The following is a 14,351-nucleotide window of genomic DNA, read 5'->3' as shown; positions in this document are numbered from 1 at the left end:
CTGATGAAGTGACCGAAAGAAAGCTATCGCGAGCAGGCTCACTCCTACAAGGGAACAGTGGTGTCTATGGATCAGCGCAGGGCGGCGATCGCGTCTACCGATTCACGAATCAGCGCCGGGCCTTTATAGATAAAGCCAGAGTAGATCTGCACCAGGCTCGCACCGGCCAGAATCTTCTCGGCAGCATGCTTGCCTTCGGTAATCCCGCCAGCCGCAATGATCGGCAACCGCCCAGCCAACTCACCGGCCAGCACCTTCACGGTATTGGTGCTCTTCTCCCGCACCGGCGCGCCCGACAGACCGCCCGCCTCGTCGCCATGCTCCATGCCTTCAACGCCAACACGGCTCAGGGTGGTGTTGGTCGCGATCACTGCGTCCATGCCGGTTTCGATCAGCGCTTGAGCAACCTGCGCGGTTTCTTCATCGGTCATGTCCGGCGCGATCTTGATCGCCAGCGGCACATGCTTGCCGTGACGCAAGGCCAGTTCGGCGCGACGTGTGGCCAGATCGGCGAGCAACTGCTTGAGCGAATCACCAAACTGCAGGCTGCGCAGGCCCGGAGTGTTCGGCGAGCTGACGTTGACTGTCACATAGCTGGCGTGAGCGTAAACCTTGTCCAGGCAGATCAGGTAATCGTCGACCGCGCGCTCAACCGGGGTATCGAAATTCTTGCCGATGTTGATGCCCAGCACGCCTTTGTATTTCGCCGCGGCCACGCGCGCCAGCAGGTTATCGACACCAAGGTTGTTGAAGCCCATGCGATTGATGATCGCCTCGGCTTCCGGCAGGCGGAAGATCCGTGGTTTCGGGTTGCCCGGCTGCGGGCGTGGGGTCACGGTGCCGATTTCAACAAAACCGAAACCCAGTTGCGCGAAGCCATCAATGGCCGCGCCGTTCTTGTCCAGACCGGCCGCCAGCCCCACCGGGTTTGGGAATTCGAGGCCCATGACCGTCACCGGCTTCTTCGCCGGCGCCTTGCACAGCAAGCCGTTTAAGCCCAAACGCCCACCCGCGCCGATCAGATCCAGCGACAGATCGTGGGAGGTTTCCGGGGAAAGTTTGAACAACAGCTGACGGGCCAGGGTGTACATGGGCGGCGATGACTCGGGCGGCGAAAAGAGGCGGCGATTATAGCCGGGCATCGACCTGCGGCGCGAGGCGCACGCGCAAATCACTGGCACTGGCATATGCCTTGCACCCTCCTGGCTATCAGCGCGCCGGTCAATGACGGCAGGCGGGCACGGACAATGGCGTCGCCTTCGGGGTTTGCCTGCGCAAAGTCCGGGGCGGCGCTTTTTTTTCGAGGTACGTTGGATGAATGAACCTTCGGTAGGGCCACTGGCCTGGGTCAATGGCAGCGATGCCCCGGAAAAAAGCGCGATCAACCTCGGCTTCATGGCACTGAGCGATTGCGCGTCGGTGGTGGTCGCAGCCACACAGGGCTTCGCCCAGCCTTATGGATTGACGCTGAACCTCAAGCGCCAGAGCTCATGGGCGAATCTGCGCGACAATCTGGTCAGCGGCGAACTCGACGCCGCGCACAGTTTGTACGGACTGATTTACGCGGTGCATCTGGGCATCGGCGGCGTCGCCCCGACCGATATGGCCGTGCTGATGGGCCTGAACCAGAACGGCCAGAGCCTCAACCTCTCTCACGGCCTGCAAAACCTCGGCGTGAGCAGTCCTGAAGCACTGGACCGGCACGTGCACCAAAGCCGCGCAAAACTCACCTTCGCGCAGACCTTCCCCACCGGCACTCATGCCATGTGGCTGTATTACTGGCTGGCGAGCCAGGGCATTCATCCACTTCAGGATGTCGACAGCGTGGTGGTGCCGCCGCCGCAAATGGTCGCGCACCTGCAAGCTGGACGCATTGACGGTTTTTGTGTCGGCGAGCCTTGGGCGGCTAGCGCGGTGCAGCAGGATCTTGGTTTCACCCTGGCCACCAGCCAGACCATCTGGCCCGATCACCCGGAAAAAGTCCTTGGCTGCACTCGCGAATTTGTCGAGCAGTATCCGAACACCGCACGAGCGCTGGTGATGGCAATTCTCGAGGCCAGCCGTTTCATCGAAGCCAGCCCGGAAAACCGCCGCAGCACCGCGCAGTTGCTTAGCGCGCCGGAATATCTCGATGCGCCAGTGGCGTGCATCGAACCGCGTTTTCTCGGTGATTACGCCGATGGCCTCGGCAATCGCTGGCAGGATCCGCATGCGCTGCGCTTTCACGGCAACGGTGAAGTGAATTTGCCGTATCTGTCGGACGGCATGTGGTTCATGACCCAGTTCCGCCGCTGGGGCTTGCTGCGTGAGGATCCGGATTACCTCGCCGTCGCCCGCCAGGTTCAGCGGCTGGACGTCTACCGCGACGCCGCCACCGCTGTCGGCGTCGCCGCATGGGGCACCGACATGCGCAGCAGCCAGTTGCTCGACGGCAAAGTCTGGGACGGCAGCGACCCGGCCGGCTACGCGCGCAGTTTCAAGTTGCACGCGTTGAACGACGATGCCCCCCTTCTCGCCCGCCGCTGACAGGAGACCGCGAACATGTTGCGCATTCTGTTGATCAACGACACAGCGAAAAAAGTCGGACGCCTGAAAGCTGCGTTGACCGAGGCCGGTTTCGAGGTGATCGACGAGTCCGGCCTGACCATCGACCTGCCCGCGCGCGTCGAAACGGTGCGCCCGGACGTGATCCTGATCGATACCGAGTCACCGAGCCGCGATGTCATGGAGCAAGTGGTACTGGTCAGCCGCGACCAGCCACGGCCAATCGTGATGTTTACCGACGAGCATGACCCCGGTGTGATGCGTCAGGCGATCAAGTCCGGGGTCAGCGCCTACATCGTCGAAGGCATTCATGCACAACGTTTACAGCCGATTCTCGATGTGGCGATGGCACGATTCGAGAGTGATCAGGCCTTGCGCGCGCAGCTGCAGGCGCGTGATCAGCAACTGGCCGAGCGCAAGCGCATCGAGCTGGCCAAGGGGTTGTTGATGAAGATGAAGGACTGCAATGAGGAAGAGGCGTACACCCTGATGCGGCGCCAGGCGATGAGCCGCCAGCAGAAGCTGATTCAGGTGGCGGAGCAGATTATTGCGATGAGTGAGTTATTGGGCTGAGGTGTTCTGACAGCTTAAGAGCCCCTCACCCTAGCCCTCCCTAAACGTCGGACCGCCCGGAGGGAGAGGGGACTGATTGGGGGATGCTCACGAAGTACACCGACCTGTGATTTCTGCTGTGAATCCATAATCGACTCGGTCTTTCAGGTCGCTGAATTCGTTGGAACAACATGGTCAGTCCCCTCTCCCTCCGGGCGGTCCGACGTTTCGGGAGGGTTAGGGTGAGGGGCTTTTGATTTTCCGGCTGTTGGCACAAATCTCGCTAAGTAAAACGCACAGGTAACCAACGGCGGTTGCCCCACCTACGACAAAGACGTCGCTCACCCGTTCGCCCAACCGGCGCATCAGGGAGCGGCGTTTTTGCGTTTTGGCCCCACAGACCGGGGCCGGTGGTGCGGCCGTGGCGGCGCCCCACCTGCTGTTGCATGACTCCTTTCGAGACTCTTTTCAGCTGAGGTGCGCGATGAATTCAAGCTTCTGGAAATCCGGCCACACCCCGACCCTGTTCGCGGCCTTCCTGTATTTCGACCTGAGCTTCATGGTCTGGTACCTGCTCGGCCCGCTGGCGGTGCAGATTGCCGCCGACCTGCAGCTAACCACGCAACAACGCGGCCTCGTCGTCGCCACGCCGATCCTCGCCGGTGCAGTGCTGCGTTTTGTGATGGGCATGCTCGCCGATCGGCTGTCGCCGAAAACCGCCGGTCTGATCGGCCAGGTCATCGTGATCTGTGCGCTGTTCGGCGCCTGGAAACTCGGCATCCACAGTTATGAACAGGCGCTGATACTCGGCCTGTTTCTCGGCATGGCCGGCGCGTCGTTCGCTGTTGCACTGCCGCTGGCGTCGCAGTGGTACCCGCCGCAGCATCAGGGCAAAGCCATGGGCATTGCCGGTGCGGGCAACTCCGGCACGGTGTTTGCCGCTCTGCTCGCACCGGTGCTCGCCGCCGCGTTCGGCTGGAGCAATGTCTTCGGTTTCGCTCTGATCCCGCTGATCCTGACGCTGGTGCTGTTCGCCTGGCTGGCAAAAAATGCGCCTGAACGGCCGAAAGCCAAAGCCATGGCTGACTACTTCAAAGCCCTGGGCGACCGTGACAGCTGGTGGTTCATGTTTTTTTACAGCGTGACCTTCGGCGGCTTTATCGGCCTGGCCAGCGCCCTGCCCGGCTACTTCAACGATCAGTACGGTTTGAGCCCGGTGACCGCTGGCTACTACACCGCAGCTTGCGTGTTCGGCGGCAGCTTGATGCGGCCGCTGGGTGGCGCACTGGCTGATCGCTTCGGTGGTATTCGCACGTTGCTGGCGATGTACACCGTCGCCGCCGTGTGCATTGCTGCCGTGGGGTTCAACCTGCCAAGTTCCTACGCTGCTCTGGCGCTTTTCGTCTGCACCATGCTCGGTTTAGGGGCAGGCAACGGCGCAGTTTTCCAACTGGTACCGCAGCGTTTTCGTCTGGAGATCGGCGTGATGACCGGGCTGATCGGCATGGCCGGCGGCATCGGCGGTTTTGCCTTGGCCGCCGGTATGGGCGCGATCAAGCAGAGCACCGGCAGCTATCAGTTGGCGTTGTGGTTGTTCGCCAGCCTTGGCGTGCTGGCGTGGTTTGGCCTGCACGGCGTCAAGCGTCGCTGGAGAACCACCTGGGGTTCGGCGGCAGTGACGGCGGCGCGGGTCTGAACCTTCGATGGCCCTGCAACTGAGCTTTGCCGAAGCCAGCGCCACCGGCCCGCGCGCGGAGAATCAGGACGCTTTGCGTCTGGTCACGCCCGCGCCGGCGCTGGCGGCGAGCAAGGGTTATCTGTTCGCCATCGCCGACGGCGTCAGCCAGTGTGCCGATGGCGGACTGGCTGCGCGTTCGACCTTGCAAGCCTTGGCGCTGGACTACTACGCCACACCGGAAACCTGGAGCGTGGCCCAGGCACTGGATCGCCTGCTGCTCGCGCAAAACCGCTGGTTGCAGGCCAACGGTGGTGGGCAACCGTTGCTCACCACGGTCAGCGCCTTGGTCATGCGTGGTCGGCGTTTCACCCTCGCCCACGTCGGCGATTGCCGGGTGTATCGCTGGCACGCCGACAGCTTGCAGCGAATCAGCGAAGACCACGTCTGGGATCAGCCGGGCATGCAGCATGTGCTCAAGCGTGCGCTGGGCCTGGATCAGCATCTGGTGCTGGATTTTCTCGACGGTGAACTGCGCGAGGGTGAGTGTTTCGTACTGCTCAGCGACGGGGTCTGGTCGACACTCGGCGATACCGCCATTGCGGCGATTCTGCGTGATCAACCGGATCTGCACAGTGCCGCGCAGACGCTGGTCAACGCCGCGCATCTGGCGGGGAGCCAGGACAATGCCAGTGCTTTGCTGGTGCGGGTGGATGCTTTGGGTGAGGCCAGTATCGGCGATGCGCTGATTCATCTGCAGCAATGGCCCCTGCCGCCACCGTTGAAACCCGGTCAGTGGTTCGAAGGCTGGCAAGTGCTGGACGTTGTCGCTCAGAGCCAGCAATCGCTGCTGTATCGGGTGCTTGATGGACAAGGTCAGACGTGGCTTCTGAAAACCCTACCCACGCGTTCCGCCGATGATTCCTACGCCGGGCAAGCACTGTTGTCCGAGGAATGGTTTCTGAAACGCGTAGCCGGTCGCCACTTTCCTGAAGTCCATGCCTGCCAGCAGCGTCAGCATTTGTACTACGTGATGGGGGAATATTCCGGGGCGACGCTGGCGCAGCTGTTTCAACAGTCAGGCCCGTTGTCGTTGGCACAGTGGCAGGACATCGCCGAGCGCCTGTTGCGTGCGGTCGGGCTGCTGCATCGGCGGCAGATCCTGCACCGGGACATCAAACCGGAAAATCTGCACGTGGGCGACGACGGCGAATTGCGTCTGCTGGATTTTGGCCTGGCGTACTGCCCAGGCTTGTCCGAAGACGCGCCGTCAACGTTGCCGGGAACGCCCAGCTATATCGCCCCGGAAGCGTTTCGTGGAGATCCGCCGAATGTGCAGCAGGATTTGTATGCGGTCGGTGTGACCCTGTATTTCTTGCTCACCGGGCATTTTCCCTATGGCGAGATCGAAGCGTTTCAGCGGCCGCGATTTGGTGTGGCAGTGAGTGCCAGTCGATTTCGGCCGGATCTGCCGGAATGGCTGGCGCAGAGTCTGGAGCGCGGCGTTGCGGCTGATCCACAGTTGCGCTTCGAAACGGCTGAGGAGTGGTTGCTGGTGTTGGAACAGGGCGAGCGGCGGAGTTTGAGTGTGCGGCCCAGACCGTTACTGGAGCGTGAGCCGTTGAAGGTCTGGCGGACGATGGCGTTGCTGGCGTTGCTCGGAAATGTGGCGCTGCTGGTTTTGTTGTTTCACAGTTGAACCGCGTCGCGCCCTTCGCGAGCAAGCTCGCTCCCACAGGAGATTTGCGAACGACACGAATCCCCTGTGGGAGCGAGCTTGCTCGCGAAGGGGCCCGCCCAATCACTACAAATCCACCTGCCTGAATGCCCCACGAACGAGCAACCCGCCTCGATTCAGTGCAAAAAATCACCCTCAAAAACTGCCAAGCCCCAATAAACCCGCCACCGCCCCACTTGGCACAACCACTGCATTACCCCACCCAACACACACATAAAGCCCAACCTTCAACGACGAAGGCTGCGCTTCCCGAGAGAACGGGACCAGGACAAAGGCGTCCTCGCTAGGCAACTAGCGGGACGCCTTTTTTTGTTTGCGCAAAATTTCTCGAGCAAGGCCTGACTGCCCATAAGAGGCCAGCCGCAGCTCCCGGAGAACCTGATGAAAAAACTCAAACTAGTGATGATCGGCAACGGCATGGCCGGGGTCCGCACCCTGGAAGAACTGCTCAAGCTGAGCAACGAGCTGTACGACATCACGGTCTTCGGCGCCGAACCGCACACCAACTACAACCGCATCCTGTTGTCGCCGGTGCTGGCCGGTGAGCAGACCTTCGAAGAGATCGTCCTCAACGACCTCGACTGGTACCTGGAAAACAACATCAAGTTGCTGCTCAACCGCAAAGTGGTGGAGATCGACCGGGTCAAACGCCGGGTGATCGCCGAGGACGGCACCGAAGCCGAATACGATCGCCTGCTGATCGCCACCGGCTCGACGCCGTTCATCCTGCCGATCCCCGGCAACACCTTGCACGGGGTGATCGGTTACCGCGACATCGCCGACACCCAAGCCATGATCGACACCGCCAAAACCCACAAACACGCGGTGGTCATCGGTGGCGGTCTGCTCGGTCTCGAAGCCGCCAATGGCCTGATGCTGCGCGGCATGCACGTCACCGTGGTGCACATCGGTGAGTGGTTACTGGAACGTCAACTCGACAAAACCAGCGGCCAACTGCTGCAAAACGCCCTTGAATCCCGTGGCCTGCACTTCCGTCTGTGCGAACAGACTCAGGCGCTGCACGACGCGGGCAATGGCCGGGTCGGCTCGGTGCAGTTCAAGAACGGCGACATTATCCCCGCCGATCTGGTGGTAATGGCTGCCGGTATTCGTCCCAACACAGAATTGGCGGAAAAGGCCGGCATCCCGTGCAATCGCGGGATTCTGGTCAACGACACGCTGCAAACCTACGACCCGCGCATTTATGCCATCGGCGAGTGCGCCAGCCACCGCGGCATTGCCTACGGTCTGGTCGCGCCGTTGTTCGAACAGGCCAAGGTCTGCGCCAACCACCTCGCACAACTGGGTTTCGCCCGTTATCAGGGTTCGGTGACCTCGACCAAATTGAAAGTCACCGGCATCGATCTGTTTTCTGCCGGCGATTTCATGGGCGGCGAAGGCACGGAAACCATCACCCTCTCCGACCCGATTGGCGGCGTGTACAAAAAACTGGTGATCAAGGATGACGTGCTGGTCGGCGCCTGTCTGTACGGCGATACGGCAGATGGCGGTTGGTATTTCCGGCAGATTCGTGAGAATCACGCCATCGGCGAAATCCGTGATCACCTGATGTTTGGCGAAAACGCTTTGGGCGACGTAGGACATCAGGGCCAGGACAAAGCCATGGTCATGGCCGACAGCGCCGAAGTCTGCGGCTGCAACGGCGTGTGCAAAGGCACCATCGTCAAAGCCATTCAGGAACACGGCCTGTTCAGCGTCGACGAGGTGAAGAAACATACCAAAGCGGCCAGCTCCTGCGGCTCCTGCGCCGGGCTAGTCGAACAGATCCTGATCAACACCGTCGGTGGCGCAGCGGACGTCAAACCGAAAAGCGAAAAAGCCATCTGCGGTTGCAGCGATCTCAACCACGGGCAGATTCGCCAGGCTATTCGCGAACAGCATCTGCTGACCATCGCCGGCACCATGAGCTACCTCAACTGGCGCACGCCGAACGGCTGCGCAACATGCCGCCCTGCCCTCAACTATTACCTGATTTCCACTTGGCCCGGCGAAGCCAAGGACGATCCGCAATCGCGCCTGATCAACGAACGCGCCCACGCCAACATTCAGAAGGACGGCACCTATTCGGTGGTGCCACGGATGTGGGGCGGCGTGACCAATCCTTCGGAACTGCGGCGGATTGCCGACGTGGCCGACAAGTACAACGTGCCGATGGTCAAGGTCACCGGCGGTCAGCGCATCGACTTGCTCGGCATCAAGAAGCAGGACTTGCCCGGCGTCTGGAAAGACCTCGACATGCCTTCCGGGCATGCCTACGGCAAATCCATCCGTACCGTGAAGACCTGCGTCGGCAGCGAGTTCTGCCGCTTCGGCACGCAAAACTCGACACAATTGGGCATCGAACTCGAGCACGATCTGTTCAACATGTGGTCGCCGCACAAAGTGAAACTCGCCGTCTCCGGTTGCCCACGCAACTGCTCGGAAGCGGGGATCAAAGACGTAGGAATTATCGGTGTCGACTCCGGTTGGGAGATGTACATCGGCGGTAACGGCGGAATCAAAACCGAGGTCGCTGAGTTTTTCGTCAAGCTGAAAACCGCCGAGGAAGTCCGCGAATACAACGGCGCGTTCCTGCAGCTGTATCGCGAAGAAGCCTTCTACCTGGAACGCACCGTGCACTACCTGCAACGGGTTGGCATGGAACACATCAAGAAAGCCGTGCTGGAAGACCCGGAGCGCCGCAAAGCGCTGAACGAACGCCTGCAATTCTCCCTGTCGTTCGAGCAAGACCCTTGGAAAGAACGTTTGGCGCAGCCGCAACTGAAGAAAGAATTCGATGTGATCCCTGTGAAAAATCTGGAGGTGCCGGCATGAACTGGCTAGATATCTGCGCTCTCGACGAGATCAATGCCCTCGGTTCGCGAATCATTGCCGGGCCGAAAGGTGACATCGCGATTTTTCGTACAAGCGACGATGAGGTTTTCGCCCTCGACGACCGCTGCCCGCACAAGGGCGGGCCATTGTCGCAAGGTTTGATCTACGGCAAACGTGTGGCCTGCCCGTTGCACAACTGGCAGATCGACCTCGAATCTGGCGAAGCTCAGGCGCCGGATATCGGTTGCGCGCACCATCACCCGGCGCGGGTCGAAAACGGTCGTGTACAACTGGCCCTGCGGGACGCCATCTGATGAGCCGCCAGACGACCGCCTCGACCTGCTGTTATTGCGGGGTCGGCTGTGGCGTGCTGATCGAGCATGACGGCGAGCGCATCCTCGGCGTCAGCGGCGATCCGGCGCACCCGGCCAACTTCGGCAAACTGTGCAGCAAAGGCTCGACCCTGCACCTGACCGGCGACCTGGCAGCCCGCGCGCTGTACCCGGAACTGCGTCTGGGCAAAGGCCTGGCGCGCAGCCGAACGGATTGGGATACGGCACTGGAACACGCTGCCAACCTGTTCGCCGAGACCATTGCCGAGCACGGCCCGGACAGCGTGGCGTTCTATATCTCCGGGCAGTTGCTGACCGAGGACTATTACGCCTTCAACAAACTGGCGCGGGCGTTGGTCGGGACCAACAACATCGACAGCAATTCGCGCCTGTGCATGTCTTCAGCAGTGGTCGGCTACAAACGCAGCCTCGGCGCCGATGCTCCTCCGTGCAGTTATGAAGACCTGGAACTCAGCGATTGCGTGATGATCGTCGGCAGTAACATGGCCTACGCCCATCCGGTACTTTTCCGTCGGCTGGAAGAGGCAAAATCCCGCTGCCCGCAGATGAAAGTCATCGTCATTGATCCACGGCGCACCGACACCTGCGACCTTGCCGATTTGCACTTGGCGATTCTGCCGGGCACAGATGTCGCTTTATTTCATGGGATTTTGCATCTGTTGTTGTGGGAAGACTGGATCGACCGCGATTTCGTCAAAACGCACACCGATGGCCTCGCCGACTTGAAAAATCTGGTGCGTGATTACACCCCGCAGATGGTTTCGCAACTGTGCGGGATCAGTGTCGAGCAATTGCAGCAATGCGCGGAATGGGTGGGCACCTCGCCGAGTTTTCTGTCGCTGTGGTGCATGGGCCTGAACCAGTCCACCGCTGGCAGCGCGAAGAACAGCGCGCTGATCAATCTGCATTTGGCTACCGGGCAAATCGGCCGTCCGGGTGCAGGACCTTTCTCCCTTACCGGTCAGCCAAATGCCATGGGCGGGCGCGAAACGGGCAGTTTGTCGAATCTGTTGCCGGGCCATCGAGACGCGGCCAACCCTGAACATCGCGCCGAAGTAGCGGCATATTGGGGCGTTGATCGGTTGCCGGAAAGTACCGGTCTCAGTGCCATCGAACTGTTCGAGCAAGTGCGCAACGGCAAGATCAAGGCGTTGTGGATTGCCTGCACCAATCCTGCGCAATCGATGCCGGACCAACATGCTGTGCGAGCAGCGCTTGAAACCTGCCCGTTTGTGGTTCTGCAAGAAGCCTTTCGCACCACCGAAACCGCTGCATTCGCCGATCTCCTGCTACCCGCCGCCAGTTGGGGCGAGAAAGAAGGTTCGGTGACCAATTCCGAGCGACGCATTTCCCACGTGCGTAAAGCCATCCTCCCACCGGGTGAGGCGCGGCCGGACTGGGCGATCACGGTAGATTTCGCACAACGTCTGGAGAAACGTCTGCGTCCCGCTGAATCAAGCCTGTTTACGTTCAACCAACCTGCGCAGTTATTCGATGAATTCAAAGGGCTGACGCATGGCCGCGATCTGGATATGTCCGGGATCAGTCATGCGCTGATCGACGAGATCGGACCGCAGCAATGGCCCTTCCCTGCCGGCGCGCGGCAAGGAACGCCACGCCTGTACGAGGATGGGATTTTTCCGACCGCCAACGGACGCGCGCAATTCATAACCGACCCGTATCGCGCCGCTAAAGAGCAGCGCGATGCTCGCTTTCCACTGACGTTGATCACTGGCCGCTTGCGCGATCAATGGCACGGTATGAGCCGCACTGGCACGGCAGCGCAATTGTTCGGGCATGTCAGCGAAGCGGTGTTGAGCCTGCACCCGGACGAAATGCGCCGGCATCGTTTGCAGCCGGGCGATCTGGTCAACCTTAAAAGTCGTCGCGGCGCGGTAATCGTCGCGGTTGGCAGCGATGACAGCGTACGTCCGGGGCAAGCGTTTCTGCCGATGCACTGGGGCGACCGTTTTCTCAAGGGCGGTGTGAACAGCCTGACCCTGCCGGACTTTGATCCGCTGTCGAAGCAACCGGAACTCAAACACAGCGGTGTGCGCCTCGAGCCGGTCAATCTGCCGTGGCAACTTTTCGCACTGATCGAGGGTGATGTTCAACGGCATTTCGAGACGCTACGACCGCTCTGTGAGGCATTTTCCTACGTGAGTCTCAGCCTTGTCGGACGTGAACGATCGGCATTGCTGATACGCGCGGCCAGCAGCGAAGCTCCGAATGCGCAATTGCTCGGTGAAATCGACCAATGCCTATCACTGATCGACGGCCCGGTATTGGCCTATGACGATCCTCGCCGCGCCATTGGCAAACGCGTGCGCATTGAAAACGGCCGGATCACTGCGATCCGATTGGCCGGTGAAACCCTCGCTCAGCATTGGCTGCAAGGGTTGTGGCTGGAAGGCCGTGCGGATGAGCAACTGCGGCGCTGGCTATTGGCGCCAATGAGTGCGCCGCCGGGCAGTGTCGGGGCGCAAATGGCTGTGGATAAAACCCTGTGCAACTGCAAGAACGTCAGCCTCAACGCGGTCTGCGCCGGCATTCGCCAAGGCCTGGATCTGCAGGGCTTGAAAAACCAACTGGGCTGCGGCACGCAATGCGGCTCGTGCGTCCCGGAAATAAAACGTTTACTGGCTGCCGACGTGCAGCCAGCCGCCGTCATCTGATGAGGAAAACACCATGAACGCAAAAGTCTGGCTGGTGGGTGCAGGTCCTGGTGATCCGGAACTGCTGACCCTCAAAGCGGTGCGCGCCCTGCGCGAGGCCGATGTGGTGCTGATCGATGATCTGGTCAACGACGCGGTGCTGGAACACTGCCCTGACGCCCGCATCATTGCAGTGGGTAAACGCGGCGGCTGCCGTTCGACACCGCAAGCGTTTATCCATCGGCTGATGCTGCGCTATGCCCGCCATGGCAAGTGTGTGGTGCGGCTCAAGGGCGGCGATCCGTGCATTTTCGGCCGAGGTGGCGAAGAGGCGCAGTGGCTGCGTGAAAGAGGCGTTGAGGTTGAACTGGTCAATGGCATTACCGCCGGGCTGGCCGGGGCGACGCAGTGCGATATTCCGCTGACGTTACGCGGTGTGGCGCGCGGGGTGACGCTGGTGACTGCACACACGCAGGACGACAGCCAGTTGAACTGGCAGGCGCTGGCACAGGGGGGTACGACGCTGGTGGTTTATATGGGCGTGGCCAAGCTGGGGGAGATTCGCGATCAACTGCTGGCAGGCGGGATGGCGGCGGATACGCCGGTGGCGATGATCGAGAATGCATCGTTGCCAGAGCAGCGCGAATGCCGGAGTGATCTGGCGAGTATGAGTGATGATGCGTGTGCATTTGGATTGAAAAGCCCGGCGATTCTGGTGATCGGGGCGGTGGCGGCTGTTGTTGAAGATCAAAAGATCGCAGCCTGCGGCAGCTCCTACTTTGGATCTGCATTGGTCCTGTAGCTGCCGAAGGCTGCGATCTTTTAAAGCTGCAAAGCCAAATCGCAGGCAAAGAAAAGCCCGGCCTAAGCCGGGCTTTTCTCAGAGCGGCAGCTAATTACTTAGCTTGAGCTTCAACCTGCGCTTCTACGCGACGGTTTACAGCGCGGCCAGCTTCAGTTTTGTTGTCAGCAACTGGGCGGGATTCGCCGTAGCCAACAGACTGAACGCGGGACGATTCAACACCGTACTGGTTGGTCAGAACTTGCTTAACGGCGTTTGCACGACGCTCGGACAGTTTCTGGTTGTAAGCGTCAGGACCGACGGAGTCAGTGTGACCTTCAACAGTAGTGGTGGTGGATGGGTACTGCTTCATGAAGTCAGCCAGGTTTTTGATGTCGCCGTAGCTGTTTGGCTTCACAACCGACTTGTCGAAGTCGAACTTAACGTCCAGCTCAACACGAACAACTTCAGCAACTGCTGGGCAGCCGTCAGCGTCAACAGTTACGTTGGCTGGGGTGTCCGGGCACTTGTCAACGTTGTCGCAAACGCCATCGTTGTCGCTGTCGGAGCAGACTTCAGCTGGTGCTGGAACTGGAGCAGCAGCAGGCTTGGAGCCGCCACCGAAGTTCACACCGATACCGACGCTAGGAGCCCACTCGGTGTCGCCCTGGTCGATGTTGTACTGAGCTTCAACGCCAGCACGGGCGTAGAAGTTCTCGGTGAAGTACAGCTTGGCACCGCCACCAACGTTAGCGAAGGTAGAACGGTTACGACCGTTCGAACCGTTCTGGTCGATGCTCTGGTCGGAGAAACCGGCCGAGACGTATGGACGCAGCATGTCGCCTGGGTTGTTGAAGTGGTACAGAGCGTCCAGAGCGGTGTTAGCGCCTTTTACGTTCTTGCCATCATCGGCACGTACGTTGTGCACTTCGTCGTAGCCCAGACGCAGTTCAACGTCGTCGGTCAGGAAGTAACCGATCGAGCCGCCGAACAGGTTGCCGTTGTTCTTGAAGTTACGAGCGCTGTCGAATTGTTCTTTCTTTGCGAAGCCTTCGATTTCAACTGCGCCTTGGCCTTGTGCCAGAGCGCCGAACGAAGTGGCGGCAATCAGAGAACCAATGGCCAAGCCCAAGGTGTTTTTCAGTTTCATCCGTTAAATCCCCATCTGGTGATTGTGAAGCAGTCCCGCAAACCGGGGGACAACTCGGCGGCAAGTCTA

General features: G+C 60.4%; 10 protein-coding genes. 8 read left to right on the top strand and 2 right to left on the bottom strand.

Annotated features, from left to right (window positions below; translation table 11 throughout):
- Positions 1–71: 71 nt before the first annotated feature.
- On the bottom strand, positions 72–1,091 hold the full coding sequence (locus AC0ZWN_RS27160) for a quinone-dependent dihydroorotate dehydrogenase (RefSeq protein WP_034152862.1): 1,020 nt from the start codon (positions 1,089–1,091) through the stop codon (positions 72–74).
- 223 nt (positions 1,092–1,314) lie between these two features.
- On the opposite strand from AC0ZWN_RS27160, the gene AC0ZWN_RS27155 reads away from it, so the two are divergent.
- The 8 genes from AC0ZWN_RS27155 to cobA all read left to right on the top strand — a co-directional run bounded on the left by AC0ZWN_RS27155 (position 1,315) and on the right by cobA (position 13,153).
- Complete coding sequence (locus AC0ZWN_RS27155; protein WP_476337439.1) at positions 1,315–2,526, top strand: CmpA/NrtA family ABC transporter substrate-binding protein; 1,212 nt, start codon at positions 1,315–1,317, stop codon at positions 2,524–2,526.
- Between the two features lie 15 nt (positions 2,527–2,541).
- Complete coding sequence (locus tag AC0ZWN_RS27150) at positions 2,542–3,117, top strand: ANTAR domain-containing response regulator (RefSeq protein WP_007916390.1); 576 nt, start codon at positions 2,542–2,544, stop codon at positions 3,115–3,117.
- Between the two features lie 463 nt (positions 3,118–3,580).
- Positions 3,581–4,792, top strand: coding sequence for a nitrate/nitrite transporter (locus tag AC0ZWN_RS27145; protein WP_095047741.1), 1,212 nt, complete (start codon positions 3,581–3,583; stop codon positions 4,790–4,792).
- A gap of 7 nt (positions 4,793–4,799) precedes the next feature.
- Entirely contained in the window at positions 4,800–6,470 is a 1,671-nt protein-coding gene (locus AC0ZWN_RS27140) for a bifunctional protein-serine/threonine kinase/phosphatase (protein WP_476337437.1), read from the top strand.
- 420 nt (positions 6,471–6,890) lie between these two features.
- A complete protein-coding gene (gene nirB / locus AC0ZWN_RS27135; protein ID WP_095124897.1) occupies positions 6,891–9,344 on the top strand; it encodes a nitrite reductase large subunit NirB in 2,454 nt (817 codons plus the stop codon).
- Complete coding sequence (gene nirD / locus AC0ZWN_RS27130; protein ID WP_016985592.1) at positions 9,341–9,658, top strand: nitrite reductase small subunit NirD; 318 nt, start codon at positions 9,341–9,343, stop codon at positions 9,656–9,658. Before nirB ends, nirD begins: the two co-directional genes overlap by 4 nt.
- The gene (locus AC0ZWN_RS27125) at positions 9,658–12,372 is read left to right on the top strand and encodes a nitrate reductase (RefSeq protein ID WP_476337434.1); all 2,715 of its coding nucleotides are present in this window, start codon (positions 9,658–9,660) and stop codon (positions 12,370–12,372) included. The genes nirD and AC0ZWN_RS27125 overlap by 1 nt, the downstream gene beginning before the upstream one ends.
- Positions 12,373–12,385: 13 nt before the next feature.
- Entirely contained in the window at positions 12,386–13,153 is a 768-nt protein-coding gene (gene cobA / locus AC0ZWN_RS27120; RefSeq protein ID WP_095124900.1) for a uroporphyrinogen-III C-methyltransferase, read from the top strand.
- 94 nt (positions 13,154–13,247) lie between these two features.
- On the opposite strand, the gene AC0ZWN_RS27115 is transcribed toward cobA, so the two are convergent.
- Positions 13,248–14,282, bottom strand: coding sequence for an OmpA family protein (locus tag AC0ZWN_RS27115; RefSeq protein ID WP_095047746.1), 1,035 nt, complete (start codon positions 14,280–14,282; stop codon positions 13,248–13,250).
- Between the last annotated feature and the right edge of the window lie 69 nt (positions 14,283–14,351).

The organism is Pseudomonas sp. 3B-A001-10F (assembly GCF_056313565.1).
This window is presented reverse-complemented; position numbering and strand designations above follow the sequence as displayed.

Bases quoted from the DNA above. Each gene is read 5' to 3' on its own strand.
- nirD (WP_016985592.1), top strand. From the start codon at position 9,341: ATGAACTGGCTAGATATCTGCGCTCTCGACGAGATCAATGCCCTCGGT.
- AC0ZWN_RS27140 (WP_476337437.1), top strand. From the start codon at position 4,800: ATGGCCCTGCAACTGAGCTTTGCCGAAGCCAGCGCCACCGGCCCGCGC.
- cobA (WP_095124900.1), top strand. From the start codon at position 12,386: ATGAACGCAAAAGTCTGGCTGGTGGGTGCAGGTCCTGGTGATCCGGAA.
- AC0ZWN_RS27155 (WP_476337439.1), top strand. From the start codon at position 1,315: ATGAATGAACCTTCGGTAGGGCCACTGGCCTGGGTCAATGGCAGCGAT.
- AC0ZWN_RS27160 (WP_034152862.1), bottom strand. From the start codon at position 1,091: ATGTACACCCTGGCCCGTCAGCTGTTGTTCAAACTTTCCCCGGAAACC.
- AC0ZWN_RS27145 (WP_095047741.1), top strand. From the start codon at position 3,581: ATGAATTCAAGCTTCTGGAAATCCGGCCACACCCCGACCCTGTTCGCG.
- AC0ZWN_RS27125 (WP_476337434.1), top strand. From the start codon at position 9,658: ATGAGCCGCCAGACGACCGCCTCGACCTGCTGTTATTGCGGGGTCGGC.
- AC0ZWN_RS27150 (WP_007916390.1), top strand. From the start codon at position 2,542: ATGTTGCGCATTCTGTTGATCAACGACACAGCGAAAAAAGTCGGACGC.
- nirB (WP_095124897.1), top strand. From the start codon at position 6,891: ATGAAAAAACTCAAACTAGTGATGATCGGCAACGGCATGGCCGGGGTC.
- AC0ZWN_RS27115 (WP_095047746.1), bottom strand. From the start codon at position 14,282: ATGAAACTGAAAAACACCTTGGGCTTGGCCATTGGTTCTCTGATTGCC.